15 protein-coding genes are annotated in these 21,167 nt (G+C 64.0%); 10 read left to right on the top strand and 5 right to left on the bottom strand.

Features of this window, described 5'->3' with window-relative positions; genetic code table 11:
• Positions 1-76: 76 nt before the first annotated feature.
• A complete protein-coding gene (locus tag U873_RS0118255; RefSeq protein WP_025129606.1) occupies positions 77-1,492 on the bottom strand; it encodes an amino acid permease in 1,416 nt (471 codons plus the stop codon).
• A 578-nt stretch (positions 1,493-2,070) separates the two neighbouring features.
• On the opposite strand from U873_RS0118255, the gene U873_RS0118250 reads away from it, so the two are divergent.
• From U873_RS0118250 to U873_RS0118240, 3 genes are all read left to right on the top strand, one after another.
• Complete coding sequence (locus U873_RS0118250) at positions 2,071-5,178, top strand: transglycosylase domain-containing protein (protein ID WP_025129605.1); 3,108 nt, start codon at positions 2,071-2,073, stop codon at positions 5,176-5,178.
• 270 nt (positions 5,179-5,448) lie between these two features.
• A complete protein-coding gene (locus U873_RS0118245; protein WP_025129604.1) occupies positions 5,449-6,027 on the top strand; it encodes a PadR family transcriptional regulator in 579 nt (192 codons plus the stop codon).
• Positions 6,024-6,809, top strand: coding sequence for a siderophore-interacting protein (locus tag U873_RS0118240; RefSeq protein WP_025129603.1), 786 nt, complete (start codon positions 6,024-6,026; stop codon positions 6,807-6,809). Before U873_RS0118245 ends, U873_RS0118240 begins: the two co-directional genes overlap by 4 nt.
• A gap of 330 nt (positions 6,810-7,139) precedes the next feature.
• Here the strand turns inward: U873_RS0118240 and U873_RS0118235 are convergent, their stop codons facing one another.
• Positions 7,140-7,808: a Pr6Pr family membrane protein gene (locus U873_RS0118235; protein ID WP_025129602.1), complete on the bottom strand. Its 669-nt coding sequence runs from the start codon at positions 7,806-7,808 to the stop codon at positions 7,140-7,142.
• An 8-nt stretch (positions 7,809-7,816) separates the two neighbouring features.
• Positions 7,817-8,047, bottom strand: a complete 231-nt coding sequence (locus U873_RS0118230; RefSeq protein ID WP_019093117.1) for a VF530 family DNA-binding protein — start codon at positions 8,045-8,047, stop codon at positions 7,817-7,819.
• Positions 8,048-8,411: 364 nt separating this feature from the next.
• Here U873_RS0118230 and U873_RS0118225 point away from each other — a divergent pair, with 364 nt between their 5' ends.
• Positions 8,412-10,451 (top strand): TonB-dependent receptor, encoded by a 2,040-nt coding sequence (locus U873_RS0118225; protein WP_025129601.1) that lies wholly within the window; start codon positions 8,412-8,414, stop codon positions 10,449-10,451.
• A 64-nt stretch (positions 10,452-10,515) separates the two neighbouring features.
• On the opposite strand, the gene U873_RS0118220 is transcribed toward U873_RS0118225, so the two are convergent.
• Entirely contained in the window at positions 10,516-11,904 is a 1,389-nt protein-coding gene (locus U873_RS0118220; protein ID WP_025129600.1) for a PLP-dependent aminotransferase family protein, read from the bottom strand.
• Positions 11,905-12,224: 320 nt separating this feature from the next.
• Here U873_RS0118220 and U873_RS0118215 point away from each other — a divergent pair, with 320 nt between their 5' ends.
• The 6 genes from U873_RS0118215 to U873_RS0118190 all read left to right on the top strand — a co-directional run bounded on the left by U873_RS0118215 (position 12,225) and on the right by U873_RS0118190 (position 19,519).
• Positions 12,225-13,427 (top strand): benzoate/H(+) symporter BenE family transporter, encoded by a 1,203-nt coding sequence (locus tag U873_RS0118215; RefSeq protein ID WP_025129599.1) that lies wholly within the window; start codon positions 12,225-12,227, stop codon positions 13,425-13,427.
• Positions 13,428-13,654: 227 nt separating this feature from the next.
• Positions 13,655-15,028, top strand: a complete 1,374-nt coding sequence (locus U873_RS0118210) for a carbohydrate porin (RefSeq protein ID WP_025129598.1) — start codon at positions 13,655-13,657, stop codon at positions 15,026-15,028.
• 117 nt (positions 15,029-15,145) lie between these two features.
• Positions 15,146-17,566, top strand: a complete 2,421-nt coding sequence (locus U873_RS0118205) for a glucose/quinate/shikimate family membrane-bound PQQ-dependent dehydrogenase (RefSeq protein ID WP_025129597.1) — start codon at positions 15,146-15,148, stop codon at positions 17,564-17,566.
• A 383-nt stretch (positions 17,567-17,949) separates the two neighbouring features.
• Positions 17,950-18,249: a hypothetical protein gene (locus U873_RS0118200; protein WP_029978483.1), complete on the top strand. Its 300-nt coding sequence runs from the start codon at positions 17,950-17,952 to the stop codon at positions 18,247-18,249.
• A 228-nt stretch (positions 18,250-18,477) separates the two neighbouring features.
• Positions 18,478-18,771, top strand: coding sequence for a hypothetical protein (locus U873_RS0118195; protein WP_025129595.1), 294 nt, complete (start codon positions 18,478-18,480; stop codon positions 18,769-18,771).
• A 100-nt stretch (positions 18,772-18,871) separates the two neighbouring features.
• Complete coding sequence (locus U873_RS0118190; RefSeq protein WP_025129594.1) at positions 18,872-19,519, top strand: carboxypeptidase-like regulatory domain-containing protein; 648 nt, start codon at positions 18,872-18,874, stop codon at positions 19,517-19,519.
• Here U873_RS0118190 and U873_RS0118185 read toward each other — a convergent pair.
• Complete coding sequence (locus U873_RS0118185; protein ID WP_025129593.1) at positions 19,497-21,155, bottom strand: hybrid sensor histidine kinase/response regulator; 1,659 nt, start codon at positions 21,153-21,155, stop codon at positions 19,497-19,499. The genes U873_RS0118190 and U873_RS0118185 overlap by 23 nt on opposite strands.
• Positions 21,156-21,167 lie beyond the last annotated feature (12 nt).

Here is a 21,167-nt window from a genome sequence, read left to right as displayed (position 1 = left end):
CCTTGCGGGGCGCCGGATTCTTCATCCCGGGCTTCAGCCCGGGCGGCTCAAACCAGGAGCCTCTGCGGGCCGCCCGTTACGACGCCGAGCGCGCTGGCTGGGCATTGGTCGGCTGCAGCTTGAACAGGTAGAACAACGCCGTCAGCAGCACCAGGAATGCCGGGCCGATGTACAGCGCCACGCGGGTATCCGGGAAGTAGGCCATCAGCCCCACCACCAGCACCAGGAACGCCAGGGCCAGGTAGGAACTGATCGGGTACAGCCACATGCGGTATTTCAGGCCGGCACGCTCGGCCGGGCTCAGCCCCTTGCGGAACTTGAGCTGGGCCAGAAGGATCATCACCCAGGTCCAGATCGCACCGAAGGTGGCGATGGACGTCACCCAGACGAACACCTTCTCCGGCACCAGGTAGTTCATCAACACCCCCAGCAACAGGGCGAAGATCGACAGCAGCAGGGCCCGACGCGGCACGCCGTTGCTCGAGGTCTTGGCAAAACCGGCCGGGGCCTGGCCATTCTGCGCCAGGCTGTAGAGCATGCGCCCGGTGCTGAAGATGCCGCCGTTGCAGGACGACAGCGCCGCAGTGATCACCACGAAGTTGATGATCCCGGCGGCGGTCTTGATCCCCAGACGCTCGAAGGTCATCACGAAGGGGCTGCCCTGGGTGCCGATTTCGTTCCACGGGTAGATCGACAGGATCACGAACAGCGCGCCCACGTAGAACAGCAGGATGCGCCAGAACACCGAGCCGATGGCATTGGGAATGGTCTTCTGCGGGTTGCGCGCTTCACCGGCGGTGAGGCCGATCATCTCTACGCCCAGGTAGGCAAACATCACCATCTGCAGGGACATCAGCACGCCGGTCACGCCATTGGGCATGAAGCCGCCGTGGGTCCACAGGTTGGAAATCCCCAGGGCCACGCCGTCATTGCCGAAACCGAAAGCGATGATGCCGATGCCGCCGACCACCATGGCGATGATGGTGACGATCTTGATCAGGGCGAACCAGAACTCGAACTCACCGAAGGCCTTGACCGCGATCAGGTTGATCGAGCCCATGCTCACCAGGGCCGCCAGGGCCCAGATCCAGCGCGGCACATCAGGGAACCAGATGCCCATGTACACCGCCACCGCGGTGATTTCCGCGACGCAGGTCACCAGCCACAGGAACCAGTAGTTCCAGCCGGTGAGAAAGCCCGCCAACGGGCCCAGGTAGTCCTGTGCGTAGCGACTGAAGGAGCCGGCGACCGGGTTGTGCACCGCCATCTCGCCGAGAGCGCGCATGATCACCAGGATCGCCAGGCCGCCGATGATGTAGGACAGCATGATGGCCGGACCGGCCATCTCGATGGCCTTGGCCGAGCCGAGGAACAGGCCGACGCCGATACAGGCGCCAAGCGCCATCAAGCGAATATGCCGTTCGCCGAGTTCGCGTTTCAGCGGGCCGCCGTTAGCGGTCTCGCCGTGGGGCAGTTGGTTGCCAACTGGCATAGAGATACAACCTCATTTTGTTATTGGATATGAACCACCGAGTCTTCGAAGCCACGGCGGATAGCCGAAGCCTGCTCAACCGGACCGGCCTTGTGGGACGGTGCGTCTGTAGGACAAAACCTGCCAGATCAGCGGGGTGCGCAGTATAAAAAGCTCCCGACAGGGCTTTTCACTCTATAAGCAGCTAAATTCAGAGAGAAATCTCGGCAAATACCGCTTTCACGGAGAAGCATTACCTGCTTTTTGCCCTGAAACTTCACTCGGAAAGGGCCGCGAGTATTGCACAGCCCCGGTGCATCGTCATGCCCCTACCTAGGGCGTATTTACCTGGCAAAAGCCTCTAGCCTGTGGCCTGGGAGCGTGTTCCCGTTCGGCTGCGCAGCAGGCGCAAACCTGAGCGCGCGTTCTGTCGGGGAGACCACGCTGGCTGGCTTCAGGGCCGCTGCGCAGGCCGGCGGGAGCACGCTCCCTGGCCACAGCAGCAGGGCCGCGTCGTTTTCACAATTTATTCACCGGCCGCCAGCACCGTCTAAGCTTCAGGCAAGTCCGATCAATCTGCGTGAATGGATCAATCGACTATGGGCGCTTTGTGGCAGACCGATTCGCGTAAGAACGCAGCGCCAGACCACAGCGAGGACGAAGCGCCTTCACCCAAAACCTCCAAACCCCGGCGGTACGCCTGGCGCCTGTTCTGGCTGTTGCTGCTGATCGCGCTGATTGCCCTGGGTGTCGCCGCCACCCGCGAAATGCGCACCTCGAAACTCCAGGCCCGGGAGTTCAGCAAGCTCGCCAGTGAGCTGAGCTACTCCCTGCAACCAGGTCCCAGTGATGCCATCTTCTATCCGGGAGCCGGGCCCTTCGATCGGCGCCTGGGCTATAGCGCCCTGGGCGAGTTCCTGCCACGCCTGCTCAAGCGCGGTTACCTGATCGACGCCCAGACGCGTTTTTCCCCGGCGCTGATGGACTACAGCAAGAGCGGCTTTTTCGTGCCCTATACCGAGAAGATCCAGGCTGGCCTGTCCATCACCGATTGCCGCGCCGCACCGCTGTACCAGTTCAAGTACCCGCAACAGCTGTATTCGACCTTTGCCAGCATTCCACCGCTGGTGGTGCACAGTCTGCTGTTCATCGAGAACCGCGACCTGCTGGACCCCAGACTGGGCCAGGCCAACCCGGCGGTGGACTGGCCGCGCTTCGCCAAGGCGGCCTGGTCCCAGGTGGCCAGGCTCCTGCACCTGCCCGGGCAAACCGCCGGCGGCAGCACCCTGGCCACCCAGCTGGAAAAATACCGGCATTCGCCGGATGGCTTGACGGCGTCTGGTGGCGAGAAAATCCGCCAGATGATCTCCGCCAGCGTGCGCGCCTACCAGGACGGCCCCGAAACCCTGCAAGCCCGACGCCGGATCGTCCGTGACTACCTCAACAGCGTGCCGCTGTCGGCCGTTCCCGGACACGGCGAAGTGCATGGCATGGCCGAAGGCCTGCGGGTCTGGTACGGCGCCGACTTCGATCAGGTCAACCAGGCCCTGGCCAGCACCGCCAGTGACTCGAAGAGCCTGGCTCAGCGCGGGCTGGCCTTGCGCCAGGTGCTGTCGCTGATGATCGCCCAGCGTCGTCCGTCCCATTACCTGGCCAAGGGGCACGCCGAACTCGCCGACCTGACCGACAGCCATATCCGCCTGCTGGCGCAGAACAATGTCATAGATCCCGCCCTGACTGCCGCAGCCCTGGCCAGCAAGGTGACGTACCGCGACTGGCAGCAGCAGCCGACCCTGCAGCCGATCGAGACCAACAAGGGCATCAGCGTCGCTCGCAGTCGCCTGGCAGCGCTGCTCAATCGTCCGCTGTATGACCTGGACCGTCTCGACCTGTCCGCCACCAGCACTTTGCAGAGCGACCTGCAACGCCAGGCCACCGAGTACCTCAAGCACCTCGCCGATCCGGCTTTCGCCGCCCAGGTCGGGGTGCTCGGCGAACGGCTGCTGACGCCTTCGAGCACCACCCAGGTGCGCTACAGCTTCACCCTGTTCGAACTCACCCCCGACGGCTCGCGGGTGCGGGTACAAACCGACAGCACCGACCAGCCGTTCGATATCAACGAGGGCAGCAAGCTGGAGCTGGGGTCGACCGCCAAGCTGCGGGTGCTGACCACCTACCTGCAGATCATTTCCGAACTGCACGACAAGTACGCCGGGCAAACACCCGCACAGTTGAAAAAGGTAGCGGTGAACGATCAGGACCGCCTGAGCCGCTGGTCCCTCGACTACCTGATGCAGAACAGCGACCGCAGCCTGCCGAAAATGCTCGATGCGGCCCTGAACCGCACCTACTCCGCGAGCCCCGGTGAGGCCTTCTTCACCGGCGGCGGGGTCCATCACTTCCACAACTTTCGCAATGAGGACAACGGCCGTAGCCCTACCCTGCGCGATGCCTTGCGCGAATCCATCAACCTGCCATTCATTCGCCTGATGCGTGACCTGGTGCGCTACAGCACCTATGGCGGCGACAGCAGCAGCGCCGAATTGCTCAAGGACGACCAGGACCCGCGGCGCCAGGAATACCTGGCACGCTTCGCTGACCGCGAAGGCACTTCGTTCCTGCTGCGCTTTTGGAAAAAGTACCGCAACAAGGACACTCAAGCGCGCCTGGAAACCTTCCTCGACAGCCTGCACCCCACGGCGATCCGCCTCGCCGCCGTGCACCGCTACCTGCTGCCGGACGCCAGCCAGGAGAGCTTCAACCGCTTTGTCCGAGCCCACATGAAAAACGCCAAGGTCAGCGAAAAGCTCACCGATGAACGCCTGGACAAGCTCTATGCCAGCTACGGCCCTGGGGCCTACAACCTGCCGGACCAGGGCTACATCGCCAAGGTCCACCCCCTGGACCTGTGGCTGCTGGGCTACCTGATGAGCAACCCCGACGCCACCTTCAGCCAGATCGTCAAGGCCAGCGAGTTCGAGCGCCAGGAGGTCTACAGCTGGCTGTTCAAGAGCCGCCACCGCAGCGCCCGGGACAGCCGCATCCGCACCATGCTGGAGATCGAAGCGTTCCTCGATATCCACCAGCGCTGGCAGAGCGTCGGTTATCCCTTCGACCACCTGGTGCCCTCCCTGGCCACCGCCATCGGCAGCTCCGGCGACCGTCCGGCGGCCCTGGCCGAGTTGGTGGGGACCATCCTCAACGACGGCGTACGCCTGCCGACCTTGCGCATCGACAGCCTGCATTTCGCCGCCGGCACACCCTATGAAACCCGCTTGAGCAACGACCCGGACAAAGGCAAGCGAGTGATGCCCTCGGAGGTGGCCACAGCGCTACGCGGCGCCCTGTCGCAAGTGGTGGATGCCGGCACCGCGAAACGCGTGGCCGGGAGCTTCAAGCTGGCCGACGGCACCGCGCTGGCCATGGGCGGCAAGACCGGCACCGGCGACAACCGCATCGAGGCCATTGGCGCCGGAGGCCGGGTACTGAGTTCGAAGTCGATCAACCGCACCGCCACCTTCGTGTTCTATATCGGTGAGCACCATTTCGGCACCCTCACCGCCTATGTCCCTGGGGCCTCGGCCCAGGCCTTCAAGTTCACCTCGGCATTGCCGGTGCAAGTCCTCAAGGGCATGGCACCGATCCTCATGCCCTACCTGCAGCCAGGCAGCGCCACTCAATGCCTGGGGAGCCTTGCCCAGCGCTGAACCCTGGACTGTCTCGTAGCCAAGGGATCGTGCGGTTCTTGAAAATCTGCCGAGCCCCTCCGGGGCCCGGCAGTACGCCATGCCTGCAGCGGTCTGGAGGCCGCAGCCTGCCTGAGGCCTGGCGTTCCTTGCGATAACACCCTCGGCCTTCACTCCTTCCTCTGCGCTTTTTCGTCTCCGACAAACGGCAGCCTCGCTCGGCGTAGAACTGCTTGCGTCGCCAATAAGATATATCTTAAGTTATGTCTAAATCACGACGGAGAAGAGAAAATGAGAGAGCACCACCCCCATTCCCACCGCGAACACGGTGACAGCCACGACGGTTTTGAACGCCGCCCCGGTCGCGAACGCGGCGGCCGCGGTCCCCGGGTGTTTGCCCCCGGTGACTTGAAACTGCTGCTGCTGGCGTTGATCGCCGAGCAGCCTTGCCACGGCTACGACCTGATCCGCCAGATCGAAGGCATGTTCGATGGCGCCTACAGCCCCAGCCCTGGAGTCATCTACCCGACCCTGACCTTTCTTGAAGAAAGCGAAATGATCCAGGGCGATGCCGCTGGCGGAAAAAAAAGCTACAGCGTGACCGACGCCGGTCGTCTGTCCCTGCAGGAGCAGGCGATTGCCCTGGAGGGTGTGCGGATGCGCATCGAGGTCAGCAAGCGTTCCCTGGGCGGCCATGATCGTCCGGCACAAATCCATGAGGCGGTGCACAACCTGCGCCATGCCCTGCACATGCACCACGGCCGCTGGACCCCGGAAGAAATCCTCCGGGTGCGCGACCTGCTCAACAATACCGCCAAGGCCATTGTCGATGGTCCTGTCAGCCACTCTGCCCAGGAGAAATCCGAATGACTGCAACCCCAGAACTGTCCATTCACCGGGTCATGCACGAGATCAAGCGCCGGCGCCTGAAGGTCTTGCGCGTCGTCGACCTGACCCCGCGCATGCGCCGCATCACCCTTGGCGGGCCAGAGCTGGCCGGGTTCATCAGCCTGGGCAGCGACGATCATGTGAAGCTGCTGTTCCCCGAGAACGCCGAACAGCAAGCCGCCCTGGAAACCCTGGTACTGGGCCCGGGCAAGGACAGCGGGCCAATGCCCGCCATGCGCGACTACACCCCGCGGCGCTATGACCTGGAACTGGGCGAGCTGGACATCGACTTCGTCCTTCACGGCGACGGTCCTGCCTCGACCTGGGCCGAGCAGGCCGAACCCGGCCAGTACCTGCACATCGGCGGCCCACGGGGCTCGATGGTGGTGCCGGATATCTTCGACAGCTATTTGCTGATCGGCGATGAAACCGCCCTGCCCGCGATTGCCCGGCGCCTGGAGGAACTGCCGGCCGGACGCCAGGTACTGGCGGTGATCGAAGTGCAGGACAGAGCCGAACGCCAACTGCTGCAGAGCGCCGCCGAGGTCGAGGTGATCTGGGTCGAGCGCACTGGCGGCGGCCAGGATCTGATCAGCACCGTGCGTCAGTTGCAGGTCCCGCCAGGCAAGCTGTACGCCTGGGTAGCCACCGAGAGCAAAGTTTCGCGCCAGGTTCGTCGAGTGTTGCTGGATGAGCACCAGCTCAACGACGAATTCGTCAAGGCTGCCGGCTACTGGCGCCTGGACGGCAGCGAAGAGGAATAACCCCGCGCCGCTGCAGACGCTGGCGAAGGCGAAGGCGATCGCAAGGGCCCCTTCGCCGGCAAGCCGGCTCCTACGGGATCGCGGGGATGCCTTTCTTGTAGGAGCTGGCTTGCCAGCGAAAGCGGTCGCACGGCCCCCTTCGCCGGCAAGCCGGCTCCTACGGGGTCGCGGGGATGCCTTTCTTGTAGGAGCTGGCTTGCCAGCGAAAGCGATCGCAAGGGCCCCTCCGCCGGCAAGCCGGCTCCTACGGGATCGCGGGGATGCACTTCTTGTAAGAGCTGGCTTGCCAGCGAAAGCGGTCGCAAGGCCCCTTCGCCGGCAAGCCGGCTCCTACGGGGCGCGGCGGGGACGTTTGCCCAGCCGGCGGTCCAGGTCCAGCAGTATCAGGGACACCAGGACGAATCCCGCCAGTATCCCCAGGGCATTGAGCAATACCTGGGGGTAGCCCAGCCGGTCCACGGCAAGAAAGGGATAGGGGTACAACCCCAGCAAGTGCCCGCGCAGCAGCAAGTAGGCGAAATACACCACCGGGTAGAGCATCCACCACCCGAGGTGCCTGAGGCGTAACCGGCCCTTGGGTACGCAGCACCACCAATAGACCAGGAACAGCAGCGGCATCACATCATGCAGCAGCTCGTCCGCCAGCCATTGCCAGCCCTGGGGATGCCACAGGTGACGCAGCAGCAGGCTGTAGGCCAGGCCCACCAGCACAATACTCGCCGCCACCCCGCCACTGACCCAGGGCTGGAGCATGAAGGCCTGACCCCGGGACAGCCGCAGGTTCAGGGCACAGGTCAGCACACTGGCCACCAGGGTGTTACTGAGCACGGTGAAGAAACTGAAGAAGTTCACCAGCCCGCCCAACAGGCTGGCCCCGGCGTCCCAGCGCACCAGCAGGATCAGGTACAGCTGCACCGTCAGCCCCAGCCAACCCAGCACTGCGGCAATGGCAATCAGCCCGCGCCGGCTGAACAGCCCCTGCAGCGATACACCGGCCATGGGATTCCTCAGAGTGGACGCTTGGTGCGCTGCAACTTCACATAGAGCTTCTCGACTTTCTCCCGGGCCCAGGGCGTCTTGCGCAGGAAGGTCAGGCTCGACTTGATGCTCGGATCGCTCTTGAAACAGCGGATATCGATGCGCTCGGCCAGCCCCGACCATTCGTAGTGTTCCACCAGCGCCTTGAGGATCTGTTCCAGGGTCACGCCATGCAGCGGGTCGGTGTGGGTGTCGGTCATGCCAGGCCTTTGCGCAAAGAAGTTGGGAAAGCCGCGCACCTTAGCCGAGGGCATGCGCCCGCGCCAGCGTGCCTGGATAACTGTAGTCGCTGCCGAAGGCCGCGAGCGCTCCGACAAGGTGACCTCAGGCATCTCCTGTTGCCGCAGGTGCTGTCGGCCCGGCACCCGAACACTGCCCAGGCTGGCAACAATGGCGACAGAAAACACGTGCGGCATGAAAACAAAAAAGTTCCTGGCTTTTCGAAATAAAAGTGATGTTATATTGTATCAATAAATATCACTCAGCTCGCACTTCAGGCACCCCCGTGCCTCGCCTGTTTTCTGACTCAAAGCGCTCTGCGCAACGCTTGCCAAGGAATGATCGATGTCCCTCTTCTACCCTCGCCCTGCTCGCCCCCTGCTGTGGCGCCTGTCGCCGTTGTCCGCCGCCTTGCTGATCGCCTCCCAGGCCCACGCCGTGGAATTGCCGCAGCAGGTCATCACCGCCAACCCCCTGGGCAGTACGCAACTGGCGGCGCCCGCTACGGTGCTGGAAGGCGACCAACTGACCCTGGAGCAGAAAGGCAGCCTGGGTGAGACCCTGAACAAGCAGCCGGGGGTGTCCTCGTCCTACTTCGGTCCTGGCGCCAGCCGTCCGATCATCCGCGGCCTGGACGGCGACCGCATCCGCATTCTGCAGAACGGTGTCGGCGCTCTGGATGCGTCCTCGCTGTCCTACGACCACGCGGTGCCCCTGGATCCGGTCAACGTCGAACGCATTGAAATCGTCCGCGGGCCGGCAGCCCTGCTGTACGGCGGCAACGCCATCGGCGGAGTGATCAACAGCTTCGACAACCGAATTCCCACCGAGGCCATCGAAGGCATTCATGGCGCTGGCGAACTACGCTATGGCGGCGCCGACACCACTCGCAGCAGTGCCGGCAAGCTGGAAGCCGGTGACGGCACCTTCGCCTTGCACCTGGATGCCAACTCACGGCAGTTCAACGACCTGAAGATCCCCGGCTACGCCCGCAGCCGCCACGCTCCGGAAAGCGAAGACGGCGCCGGCAAGAAAGGCCGCCTGGGCAACAGCGACGGACGCCAGGACGGCGGCGCCATTGGCGGCTCCTACACTTGGGACGACGGTTACGCCGGGCTGTCCTACAGCAACTACGACTCCAACTATGGCTCCCCGGCCGAAGAAGACGTCCGCATCCGCATGAAGCAGGATCACTACGCCTTCGCCTCGGAGCTGCGCAACCTGCAAGGCCCGTTCAGCTCGGTGAAATTCAACGCCGGCTACACCGACTACGAGCACCGTGAAATCGAAGGCGGCGAAACCGGCACCACCTTCAAGAACAAGGGATACGAAGCGCGCATCGAGGCCCGGCACCTGCCCATCGGCCCGCTGGAAGGGGTCGTCGGCGCCCAGGTCAATCGCAATGAGTTCTCTGCCCTGGGTGAAGAAGCCTTCGTCCCACAAACCGATACCAACAGCGGGGCCTTGTTCATCCTCGAAGAACTGCAAGCCACCGAGCGCCTGAAACTCAGCCTCGGCGGCCGCCTGGAACACACCACGGTGGACCCGGACGCCAAGGGCAACGAGCGTTTTGCCCAGGCCGACAAGTCCAGCAGCTTTACCGCCGGCAGCCTGTCTTCCGGTGCCGTCTACACCCTGACACCGGTCTGGTCCCTGGCCGCCACCCTGGGCTACACCGAACGCGCCCCGACCTTCTACGAGCTGTATGCCAACGGCGCCCACGTCGCCACCGGCACCTACGAAGTGGGCAACGCCAAGCTGTCCAAGGAAAAGGCCGTGTCCAGCGACCTGGCCCTGCGCTTCGACAACGGCACCCACAAAGGCAGCGTCGGCGTGTTCTACACCCATTTCTCCAACTACATCGGCCTGCTGGGCAGTGGTCGGACCCTGAACGACGAGGGTGATGAAGACGCCGATGGCATCCCGGAATACACCTACTCCGGCGTAAGGGCGCGTTTTACCGGGATCGAAGCCCAGGATCGCTGGACCCTGGGGGAAGGCGCCTACGGCAAGTTCGCCCTGGACCTGTCCGGCGACTACACCCGGGCCAAGAACCTCGACAACGGCCAGGCCCTGCCGCGCATCGCGCCACTGCGCCTGAACAGCGGCCTGCTGTGGGAACTGGACCGCTGGCAGGCACGCCTGGATGTGCAGCATGCCGCCAGCCAGGGCCGAGTACCGGACCACGAAAGCGGCACCGATGGCTATACCACCTTTGGCGCCAGTGCCGGCTATCGCTTCGATATCGGCCATAGCCAGTGGCTGGCCTTCGTCAAGGGCGAGAACCTGACCAACCAGACCGTGCGCTACGCCAGCTCGATCCTGCGGGACATCGCGCCGGCGGCCGGGCGCAGCGTGGAAGTGGGGTTGCGGACCACTTTCTAACCCTTCGCCGGCAAGCCGGCTCCTACAGATCCGTGTAGGAGCCGGCTTGCCGGCGAAAGCGGTCTCAGCGATAACGCCGCGGATCAGCCTCGATCAGGCTCGCCAGCTGGGTCAGGGCAAAGCGCAATTCGTCCTGGGTGGTGGGCGACATCAGCACCACCCGTACACAGCGGGAGTGGGCGTCGCGCTCCACCGCAAATTGCGTCCCGCTCATCACCAGCACCCCGTGGGCCCGGGCCAGGGTGGCGAACTCGTCGCCGGTCCAGGGCTCCGGCAAGGTCAGCCACAGGTGATAGCTGTGGGGCTGGGTCTTGACCTGCATCCCGGCGAACACCTGCCGGGCAATCGCCTGGCGCGCCGCCGCTTCCGTACGCTGGGTCTGCACCAGCTTGCGGTCCAACCCTTCGACAATCACATTGCTGGCCAACTGCGCGGTCAGGGGCGATGGCATCCACACGCTGCTGCGGACCATCGAGCTCAGGCGCGACAACAGTTTGGGCGGGCTGTAGAGATAGCCAATCCGCAACGCCGGCATGATCGCCTTGGATAGGCTGGTGAGGTACACCGAACGCTCCGGCGCGTAGGTCGACAACGGCTTGATGGCAGGATCGGTCGCGAGAAAGCCGTAGATATCGTCGTCGATGATCAGGAAGTCGAACTCTTCGGCAAGCGCCGCGATCTGTGCCCGACGCCGGGGCGACATGATCGCCGTGGTGGGGTTCTGACAGCTGGCGACACACACCAGCAACGCCGGCTTTTCCTTCAAGCACTGCTCGCGCAATGCCTCGGGAATCATCCCCTCCTCGTCCATCGCCACGCCCTGCAGGCGCCGCTCCAGGCCACGGGCCACGGAGATGATGCCCGGGTAGGCCAACGACTCGCAGAGCACCAGGTCACCGGCATTGCTCAAGGCGCTGATGGCCACCATCAGCCCGTGCTGGGCACCGCTGGTGATCACCACCTGCTGCCAATGAGCCTCGGGCAAGGCGTGGCGCAACCACTGCGCCCCGGCTTCGCGGTGGGCCGGATGCCCGCCATCGGGGGCGTAGTCCAGGGCCCGGCCGAAGTCGCTGCTGCGGGCCATGCCCACCAGGGCACCGCGCAGCCAGTATTCCAGGGTCTCGCTGTAGGGCTTGATGATCGACAGATCCAGGGTTTCGGACTGCCCCAGGGACAGCGAAGGCGCGCTGGAGCCTGGCGGCACCTCCATCGCGGGTTGCGCCAGGACGTAGGTGCCACGTCCCACTTCGCCCTGCACCAGGCCGCGCCGCTGGGCTTCGCTGTAGGCGCGGCTGATGGTGCCGGGCGTGACATTCAGGGTCACCGCCAGTTCGCGCAGGGTGGGCAGGCGATCACCGTCATTCAACAATCCGCTGCTGATATCCCGCGCCAGGGCGTCGGCGATGGACAGGTAGACCGGCTGGTTGAATTCGCTTAACTGGGGAACCCACATGGAGACTGATGACCGTCGGCTGCATTGAAGTGCACCGGAGCTTATCACAGGCCCGACGGGACCATTAACATCGACTCAATCCTGCCATTGCCTGGTTCAACAACAAGGTTAACGTCATGATATCGCTGCCTAAAAACTTCAAAAATAAACAATAAATACTTATAAATCAGACGCTTGATATTGAATTTCCAAGACTCTGAAAGTGCTTCGGCAATGACTGGGCGCAGAAAAAATTGAATCGATTCAATTTTCTGAAATACACTGAAACACCAGCAACTCAATCGACTCAATCCTTCCCACCCCTGCCCAGTCGAGATGCCATGCACAGTCTCAGAAAGGACCTGTCCCTCTCCGCCGTGATTGCCGGCCTGATCGCCGTGATCATTTCCTACGCCGGCCCGCTGATCATCGTGTTTCAAGCCGCCCGCGAAGCCCATCTGCCCAGTGCACAGGTGTCGTCCTGGATCTGGGCCATCTCCATTGGCAGCGGCCTCACCGGCCTGCTGCTCTCCTGGCGCCTGAAGGTTCCGGTGATCACCGCCTGGTCGACCCCCGGCGCGGCGCTGCTGGTGTCGATGCTGCCCACGGTGTCGCTGCCCCAGGCCATCGGTGCCTATATCGTCGCCTCGCTGATCATCGCCGTGATCGGGCTCTCCGGCCTGTTCGACAAGCTCATGGGCCACCTGCCCAAAGCCATCGCCGCCGCCATGCTGGCGGGCATCCTGTTCCGTTTCGGTGCCGGACTGTTTACCTCGGTGACCCTGCAACCGGCCCTGGTACTGGCAATGATCGGCGCCTACCTGCTGGGCAAGCGCCTGTCGCCGCGCTACGCGATTCTCGCGGTGCTGCTGGTGGGCTGCGGCGTCGCCGCTGGCCTGGGCGAGTTCAACAGCGGCGCCATCACCCTGGCCGTGGCCGAGCCGGTGTTCATCGCCCCGCAATGGAGCTGGCACGCCATCATCAACCTTGGCCTGCCCCTGGCCCTGGTGACCCTGACCGGGCAATACGTGCCGGGCATGGCGGTGATGCGCAGCGCCGGCTACAACACCCCAGCGCGCTCGATCATTTCCTGGACCGCCATCACCTCCGCGCTGCTGGCGCCCTTCGGCTCCCACGGGATCAACCTGGCGGCCATCACCGCGGCCATCTGCACCGGCCGTGAGGCTCACGAAGACCAGGGCAAGCGCTACATCGCCGGGATCGCCTGCGGCCTGTTCTACATCCTCATGGGCATCTTCGGCGCGACCCTGGCCTCGGTGTTCGCCGCGCTGCCCAAGGAGCTGATCGCAGCCCTGGCCGGCCTGGCCCTGTTCGGTGCCATCAGCGCCGGACTCAGTGGCGCCATGGCTGACGAGAAACAGCGGGAAGCGGCCCTGATCACTTTCCTGGTCACAGCCTCGGGCATGAGTTTCCTCGGCCTGGCCGCCGCGTTCTGGGGGCTGATCTTCGGCCTGGTGGCGCACTTCGCCCTCAGCTACACCCGGCACAAACCGGCCCTGGCCGAGGCCACAGCCCCGCGCTGAACCCGCTCCGGCCCGGTGACTGTTACCGAATCCGAAACTGTTCATGTCGATAAAAGCGCTTTCTCTTGATGAGACGGCGCTTTATCCTTAGCCCCCTAATAAAGCTGAACCGTTTCATCTTTCCCTTTGAAATCAGCGGCCTGCCGTCCTCGATCAACCTGCATCGATGCCTCGCGCCGTGCCCTTGCTTCTGCCTACTCCTAGAAAAAGACCTGACTCGAATGCCTATGCCCGTTTTCCAGCGTTTAAAAGACAGCGCTGTCCTGACTCCCGTCGCCTTGCCCAAGACCCTGAGCCTGCTCGGCGCCCTCGGGTTTGCCGCTTGCGCCCAGGCCGCGCCGGCCTTCGACAGTGATTCACCCTGGATGCTCGGCGACTGGAACGGTACGCGCACGGAACTGGCCAACAAGGGCTACGACTTCAAGATCGACTACGTCGGCGAGATGGGTGCCAACCTGCACGGTGGCTACGACCACGACCGTACTGCGCGCTACAGCGACCAGTTCGCCTTCGGCAGCCACCTGGACCTGCAGAAAATCCTCGGCTGGGACGACGCCGAATTCCAACTGACGGTGACCAAGCGCGACGGCGACAACATCAGCAATGACCGGATCAACGATCCGCGGGTCGGCGGCTTCACCTCGGCCCAGGAAGTCTGGGGCCGCGGCCAGACCTGGCGCCTGACCCAGATGTGGTACCAGCAGAAATTCTTCGACCAGAAACTCGACATCAAGGCCGGCCGTTTCGGCCAGGGCGAGGACTTCAACAGCTTCCCCTGCGACTTCCAGAACCTGGCGTTCTGCGGCTCCCAGGTGGGCAACTGGGCCGGCAGCGTCTGGTACAACTGGCCGGTCAGCCAGTGGGCCCTGCGGGTCAAATACCACCTGACGCCAGAGGTGTATGCGCAGATCGGCGCCTATGAGCAGAACCCCTCGAACCTGGACCGCGACAACGGCTTCAAGCTCAGCGGCAGCGGCACCCAGGGCACCCTGTTGCCGGTGGAACTGGTGTGGACGCCCAAGCTCAACGGCCTGGCCGGTGAGTACCGCGCCGGCTACTACTACAGCAGCGCCAAGGCCAGCGACGTGTACAAGGACAGCAACGGCCAGCCTGCCGCGCTCACGGGCGAGGCCTATCGCAGCAGTTCGAGCAAGCACGGCCTGTGGTTCGGCGCCCAGCAGCAGGTCACCAGCGTCGCCAGCGACCAGTCCCGCGGCCTGAGCCTGTTCGCCAACGTCACCGCCCATGACAAGAAGACCAACGCCATCGACAACTACGTCCAGGCCGGCCTGGTCTACAAGGGCCTGTTCGACGCCCGGGCCAAGGACGACATCGGCTTCGCCCTGGCGCGGGTTCACGTCAACCCGGCCTACCGCAAGAACGCCCAGGCCAGCAACCAGGCCCGGGCGCTCTACGATTACGACAACCCCGGCTACCTGCCGCCCCAGGACACCGAATACAGCGCCGAGTTGTACTACGGCGTGCACCTGGCCAACTGGCTGACGGTGCGCCCCAACCTGCAATACATCCGCCATCCCGGCGGCGTAAGCCAGGTGGATGACGCGCTGATCGGCGGGATCAAGCTCCAGAGTTCGTTCTGAGCCCCTGCGGCACAAACCCAGCCGATTCAGACTTTTTCGCTGAACCAAGCCCGCGCCTGATCGTCATCTACAGTGAACATGCGCGGGAACACTCTAAACGTCACGGAGAACCACACTATGAGCACTGAGGGTGCTTCAAGTCCGAGCCGCTTGCTGCCAAGCCTGCTCGGGATCTTGCTGCTGCTAATGGGCCTGGCCTTGCTGGCCGGGGGGATCAAGCTGAGCATGCTCGGCGGCTCGCTGTACTACGTCCTGGCCGGTATCGGCCTGACGCTGACGGGCCTTCTGCTGCTGGCCGGCAAGCGTTCAGCGCTGGGGTTGTATGCCCTGGTACTGTTTGCCAGCACCGTCTGGTCGCTGTGGGAAATCGGCCTGGACTGGTGGCAACTGGTGCCGCGCCTGTCACTGTGGTTCGCCCTCGGCGTGGTCCTGCTGCTGCCCTGGTTCCGCCGCCCGCTGCTGCGTGACGGTCCGGCACCAATGGGCACCGCCGCACTGAGCGTGGCCGTGGTCCTGGCCGGTGGTGCCGCCATTGGCAGCCAGTTCACCAACCCTGGGGAAATCTCCGGTGACCTGGGCCGCGACACCGCGGACATGGCCAGCACCGCCCCGGCCATGCCCGAGGGTGAATGGCAGGCCTATGGCCGCACCGAATTCGGCGATCGCTACTCGCCGCTGAAGCAGATCACCCCGTCCAACATCGGCAAGCTGCAGGAAGCCTGGCGCATCCGCACCGGCGACATGCCGACTGCCAAGGACCCGGTGGAAATCACCAACCAGAACACCCCGCTGAAGGTCAACGGCATGCTCTATGCCTGCACCGCCCACAGCAAGGTGCTGGCCCTTGACCCGGATACCGGCAAGGAAATCTGGCGCTTCGATCCGCAGATCCAGGGCCCCAACGGCGACGATTTCCGTGGCTGGGCGCACATGACCTGCCGTGGCGTGTCGTACTACGACGAAGCCAACTTCAAGAACACCGACGCCATCAGCCAGCCGGCCAGCCTGTCCCCTGCCGGCCAGGCCATCGCTACCAGCTGCCCGCGCCGGCTGTTCCTGCCGACCGCCGATGCGCGCCTGATCGCCATCAACGCCGACACCGGCAAGGTCTGTGAAGACTTCGGCAACAAAGGCGCCGTGGACCTCAAGGCCGGCATCGGCCCGTTCACTCCGGGCGGCTACTACTCCACCTCGCCGGCGGCCATCACCCGCAACCTGGTGATCATCGGCGGCCACGTCACTGACAACGAGTCGACCAACGAGCCGTCCGGGGTGATCCGCGCCTTCGACGTGCATGACGGTCACCTGGTATGGAACTGGGATTCGGGCAACCCCGACGAAACCACGCCGCTGCCGGAAGGCCAGACCTACACCCGCAACTCGCCGAACATGTGGTCCCTGGCCAGCGTCGACGAGAAACTGGGCATGGTCTACCTGCCCCTGGGCAACCAGATGCCTGACCAGTGGGGCGGCAACCGCACCGCAGGCGCCGAGAAATTCAGCGCCGGCACCGTGGCCCTGGACATCGACACCGGCAAGCTGCGCTGGAACTACCAGTTCACCCACCACGACCTGTGGGACATGGACGTGGGCAGCCAGCCGACCCTGATCGACATGAAGACCGCGGACGGCGTCAAGCCGGCGCTGATCCAGCCGACCAAGCAGGGCAGCCTGTATGTGCTGGACCGTCGCGACGGCACCCCGATCGTGCCGATCCGCGAAGTACCGGCCCCCACCGGCGCGGTCGAAGGCGACCACACTGCACCGACCCAGGCCCGCTCGGACCTGAACCTGCTGCCACCGCCACTGGACGAAAAAGCCATGTGGGGCGCGACCCCGTTCGACCAGATGCTGTGCCGCATCCAGTTCAAGGAACTGCGCTACGAAGGCCAGTACACCCCGCCGTCGGTGCAGGGCAGCCTGATCTACCCGGGTAACGTCGGCGTGTTCAACTGGGGCAGCGTCTCCGTGGACCCAGTCCGCCAGTTGCTGTTCACCAGCCCGAACTACATGGCCTTCGTGTCCAAGCTGGTGCCCCAGGCCGAAGTGGCGGCCGGCAGCAAGCGCGAAAGCGAGACCTCGGGCGTGCAGCCCAACAAGGGCGCCCCTTACGCGGTGATCATGCACCCCTTCATGTCGCCGCTCGGCGTGCCTTGCCAGGCCCCGGCCTGGGGCTACGTGGCCGGTATCGACCTGACTACCAACAAGGTGGTGTGGAAGCACAAGAACGGCACCAGCCGTGACAGCTCGCCGATCCCCATCGGCCTGCCGATGGGCGTGCCAAGCATGGGCGGCTCCATGGTCACCGGTGGTGGCGTGGGCTTCCTCAGCGGCACCCTGGACCAGTACATCCGCGGTTATGACGTGAAAAACGGCAAGGAACTGTGGAAATCCCGCCTGCCAGCGGGCGGCCAGGCCACGCCGATGAGCTACACCGGCAAGGACGGCAAGCAGTACGTCCTGGTGGTGGTGGGCGGCCACGGCTCCCTGGGCACCAAGATGGGCGACTACATCATTGCCTACAAACTGTCGGAATAAGCTTTACCGACGGATATAAAAAGGGCGGCTACCTTGGGGTAGCCGCCCTTTTTTATGCCGTTCGCACTCCCCGTAGGAGCTGGCTTGCCAGCGAAGGCGTCGGCCCGGGCACTGCATGGCTTGCGGACCTGTTCGCCGGCAAGCCGGCTCCTACAAGGTGCCAGGCGTTCGATCTTGTTCGACCGGCAGCCTCTCACATTGCGATCACCGAAAATTCCTACAACTCGCGTCGAATTGCATCACCTTGTCCATTCAGGACTCAGCCTTTAAGGTCTGACCTGTCACCGGCAAGACCGTGACAGGGTGTGGAAGCCCCTATCTCGTTAGGCGTAAACAACGCCACCTAGTGGCCAATCCGATTCCTGCGAGAGGGACCCACAGCAATGAACAACAACGCCGCTGACCCGCCCGAGCAACGCCATATGCCCCTCACCAGCAACGATTACAACATCCCCGCCCTGCTGGTGGACACCCAGGCCCCGCTGGACGCTCTCCACGAGGCCGCCGCGCACCGCATCCGCGCGGCCACCCAGTTGCTGGAGAACATCGCCAGCCACGACAACCTGCAGAGCAACCCGGCCCTGCTCCAGGATTTCGCCCAGCTGTGCGTCATCCCCCTGCGCGATGGCTGTGACCTGCTGGACGTGCTGGGCCGTCGCCTGCAGGAACAACTGCTGAGCTGAACTCCCGGACACGGCGCCATCCAGCCGGGCCCATCAAACCCCGGCCTCACCTCGCCATTCCCCGCCCCCGTAATTGCAAAAAGACACTAGCCCATTTGTGCTAATCGACCCTCCCTGTCCTGCGGCGATATAGTGCCCACCCACCACCCGTTCCTCTCGATACCGCCGTTTGCGGCGTGGGGAGCGGCTGCGCCGTAGAAAGCACAACAACACCAAGGAAGAGTCATCATGAAACTCCACTCCAGCATCCGCCCTCTCACCCTGCTCAGCATCCTGGCCCTGGCACTGGGCGGCTGCGCCATTGCCAAACCCAGCAACGACGACCTCAAGAACCGCGCCCAGACTACCCTCGGCAAGCCCGTGACCACAGTCTCCAATGTGCGTAGCGATGCTTCCCAGACCTACTTCACCGCCAGCACCAGCAATGGCGAATACAACTGCGTATTGCCCAGTGGCGGCATGGTCGCCTTAGCCAGTATGGGCGGAGTGGTTGCACTCCCAGCCGAGTGCAACAAACAGTAAATCGCTCCCGGCGACCCAGGTTCGCGCCTCGGACTGTCCGCTCTGACTGCCGGACAGCATCACCGCGGACAGGGCAAACACCTGTAAAGGCCCCGATGCTATGAAATCCCGCTTATACATGGCGACAGGCCTGGCCCTGCTCGCCTGCGCCCTGAGTGCCTGTGCACCACGTCAGGGGCGCACCCTGGACGAATACCCGCCGGTCAAGATTTCCACCGTGCAGTACCCCGACGCGCCCTTCGACACCCAGGCCGCGCGCGCCGCCCTGCAACCCGGCACCGCCACGCTCACCGGCAAGTTCTGCATCGTCGGCAACGACGGTATCGAGGACAGCCGCGACGTCAAGATCTATCTCTACCCGGTCACCCCGCACTTGCAGGCCTGGCATAAATTGCGCTCATCCCAGCCCGAAGGCGCGCCGGTGAGCATGCTTCCCGAGGCCGTGGCCGTGCACCGGGTAACCCGGACCAACGGCAACGGCATCTTCCAGTTCACAGGCTTGCAACCGGGCCGCTACTTCGTCCAGGGCCAGGACATGGTGTACGGCACCAGCCGCTGGAACGAGTACGTGGGCACCGGCCAGAGCAATACCAACTACGGACCGGTGACCACCCACTACTACACCGAGCGCAGTTCGACCTCTTCGTACTCGGGCATGCTGGACGACTTCGTCGACATCGCCAGTGGCGAGAACAAGAAGCTGACCATGACCAACTACCCCCTGCTTATCCCGTGCCGGACCTGGTAGCGGCCTCTGGCACCTGCGCCCTGTGAGCGGACGCCATTGGCGTCTCGCGCAGGGCTCGCAAGGTGCTGCGCAGTTCCACCGGCCGCACCGGCTTGGACAGGATCGCGATGTTGCGGTCGTGCAGGGCCGCGTGAATTTTCTCGATGTCGTGCCCGGTAATGATCAGCGCCGGCACTTCCCAGCCCCGCTGCCGGCGGATGCTGTCGATGCATTCGATACCCGAGGCCCGGGTGCCCAGGTCATAGTCGGCGACAATGATGTCGCAATCGGTCAACAGATCCTCCCCGCTCGATTCGGCCTGGACCACGCAGCCCCAGCGCTCCAGCAACGCCGAGGTGGCCAGCAGTACGTTGCGATCATCCTCCACCAGGCAAACCCGCAACCCGGTCAGCAAACCGCTCTGGATGGCCTCGTCACGGCTGCGCAAACGCTGCGGCGCCGCCAGTGACAAGCCATGGAGACTGACAGCGGTGCCGCGGTCGACCCGCGAACGGATGCTCACCTGCAGATCGATCAACTGCCCCAGGCGCTTGACGATGGACAGGCCCAGGCCAACGCCCTCGACGTCCTTGTCGCGCACCTGGCGGACCCGGTAGAACTCATCGAAGATCTTCGGCAGGTGCTCCTCGGCAATTCCCCGGCCCTGGTCATAGATAACGATGGCCAGCCCCTGGCCACGTCGCCGCACGCCAATCAGCACCGGCCGTTCCGCCGCGTACTTGAAGCAGTTGGACACTACGTTCTGCACCATGGTCGCCAACAGCCCCGGGTCGACCCGCACCCACTGGGCACAAGGCCGCAGCCGCAGCTCGACACCCGCCCAGCGCGCCGCTTCGGTGTTCTGGCGCACCAGATCACGCAAAAACTCGCCCAGGTGCACGGTTTCGTACTTGGGTTGCACCCGCCCGTTGTCCAGGGTGTAGAGGTCGAGGATGGAACGGAACAGCTGCGAGACGTTGAGCAGCGAGCGGTCGATGTTGTCCACCATGCGCCGCTCGTCGACGCCCAGGCTGGCTTCCCGCAGGCAGGCGGTGAACAGGCCGATGGAGTGGATCGGCTGGCGCAGGTCATGACTGGCCTGGGCCAGGAAGCGGGACTTTTCCAGGTTGGCGGCAATCGCCTCTTCCGAGGCCAGGCGGGTGCGCTTGAGCAGGATATGGGCATACACCGGAATCACCGTACTGGTGATCATCAGCATCAGCACCATGTAGGGCTGGGCCTGCCAATAGGGGGTCAGCAGGTAGACCATGAACAGCGCGAACAGCGCCAGAACAGTGGCAATGGCCAGGTAACGCGAGCCGAAGCGCATGCCATTGCCCAGGTTGACCCAGACCATCACGGCATAGATCGGCAGCGCGCCCTCCCCCCCTACCACCAGGCCGTAGCAGGTGCCGCTGTAGTCGTAGACCATGCCCAGGATGCGCCGCGCCGGGTAGTGCCCGGGCCAGCGGGCAATGGCCATGCGCAGGATGATCGAACCCAGCATGAACACGGAGATATAGATGATCACCGGCACATAGGTCGCCATATCCTGCCCCGGCAGAAAGCCGATCACGGCAAACCAGAGCAGGGCGCATCCGGCCACTATGATCCGCAGGGTGGCCTGGTCCAGCTCGCTGTCCTTCTCAACTTTCATGCCGTCACCTCC

Source organism: Pseudomonas sp. PH1b, from assembly GCF_000633395.1.
Taxonomy (GTDB): Bacteria; Pseudomonadota; Gammaproteobacteria; order Pseudomonadales; family Pseudomonadaceae; genus Aquipseudomonas.
The sequence above is the reverse complement of the archived record's forward strand: the minus strand, read 5'-3'. Positions and strand labels throughout refer to the sequence as shown.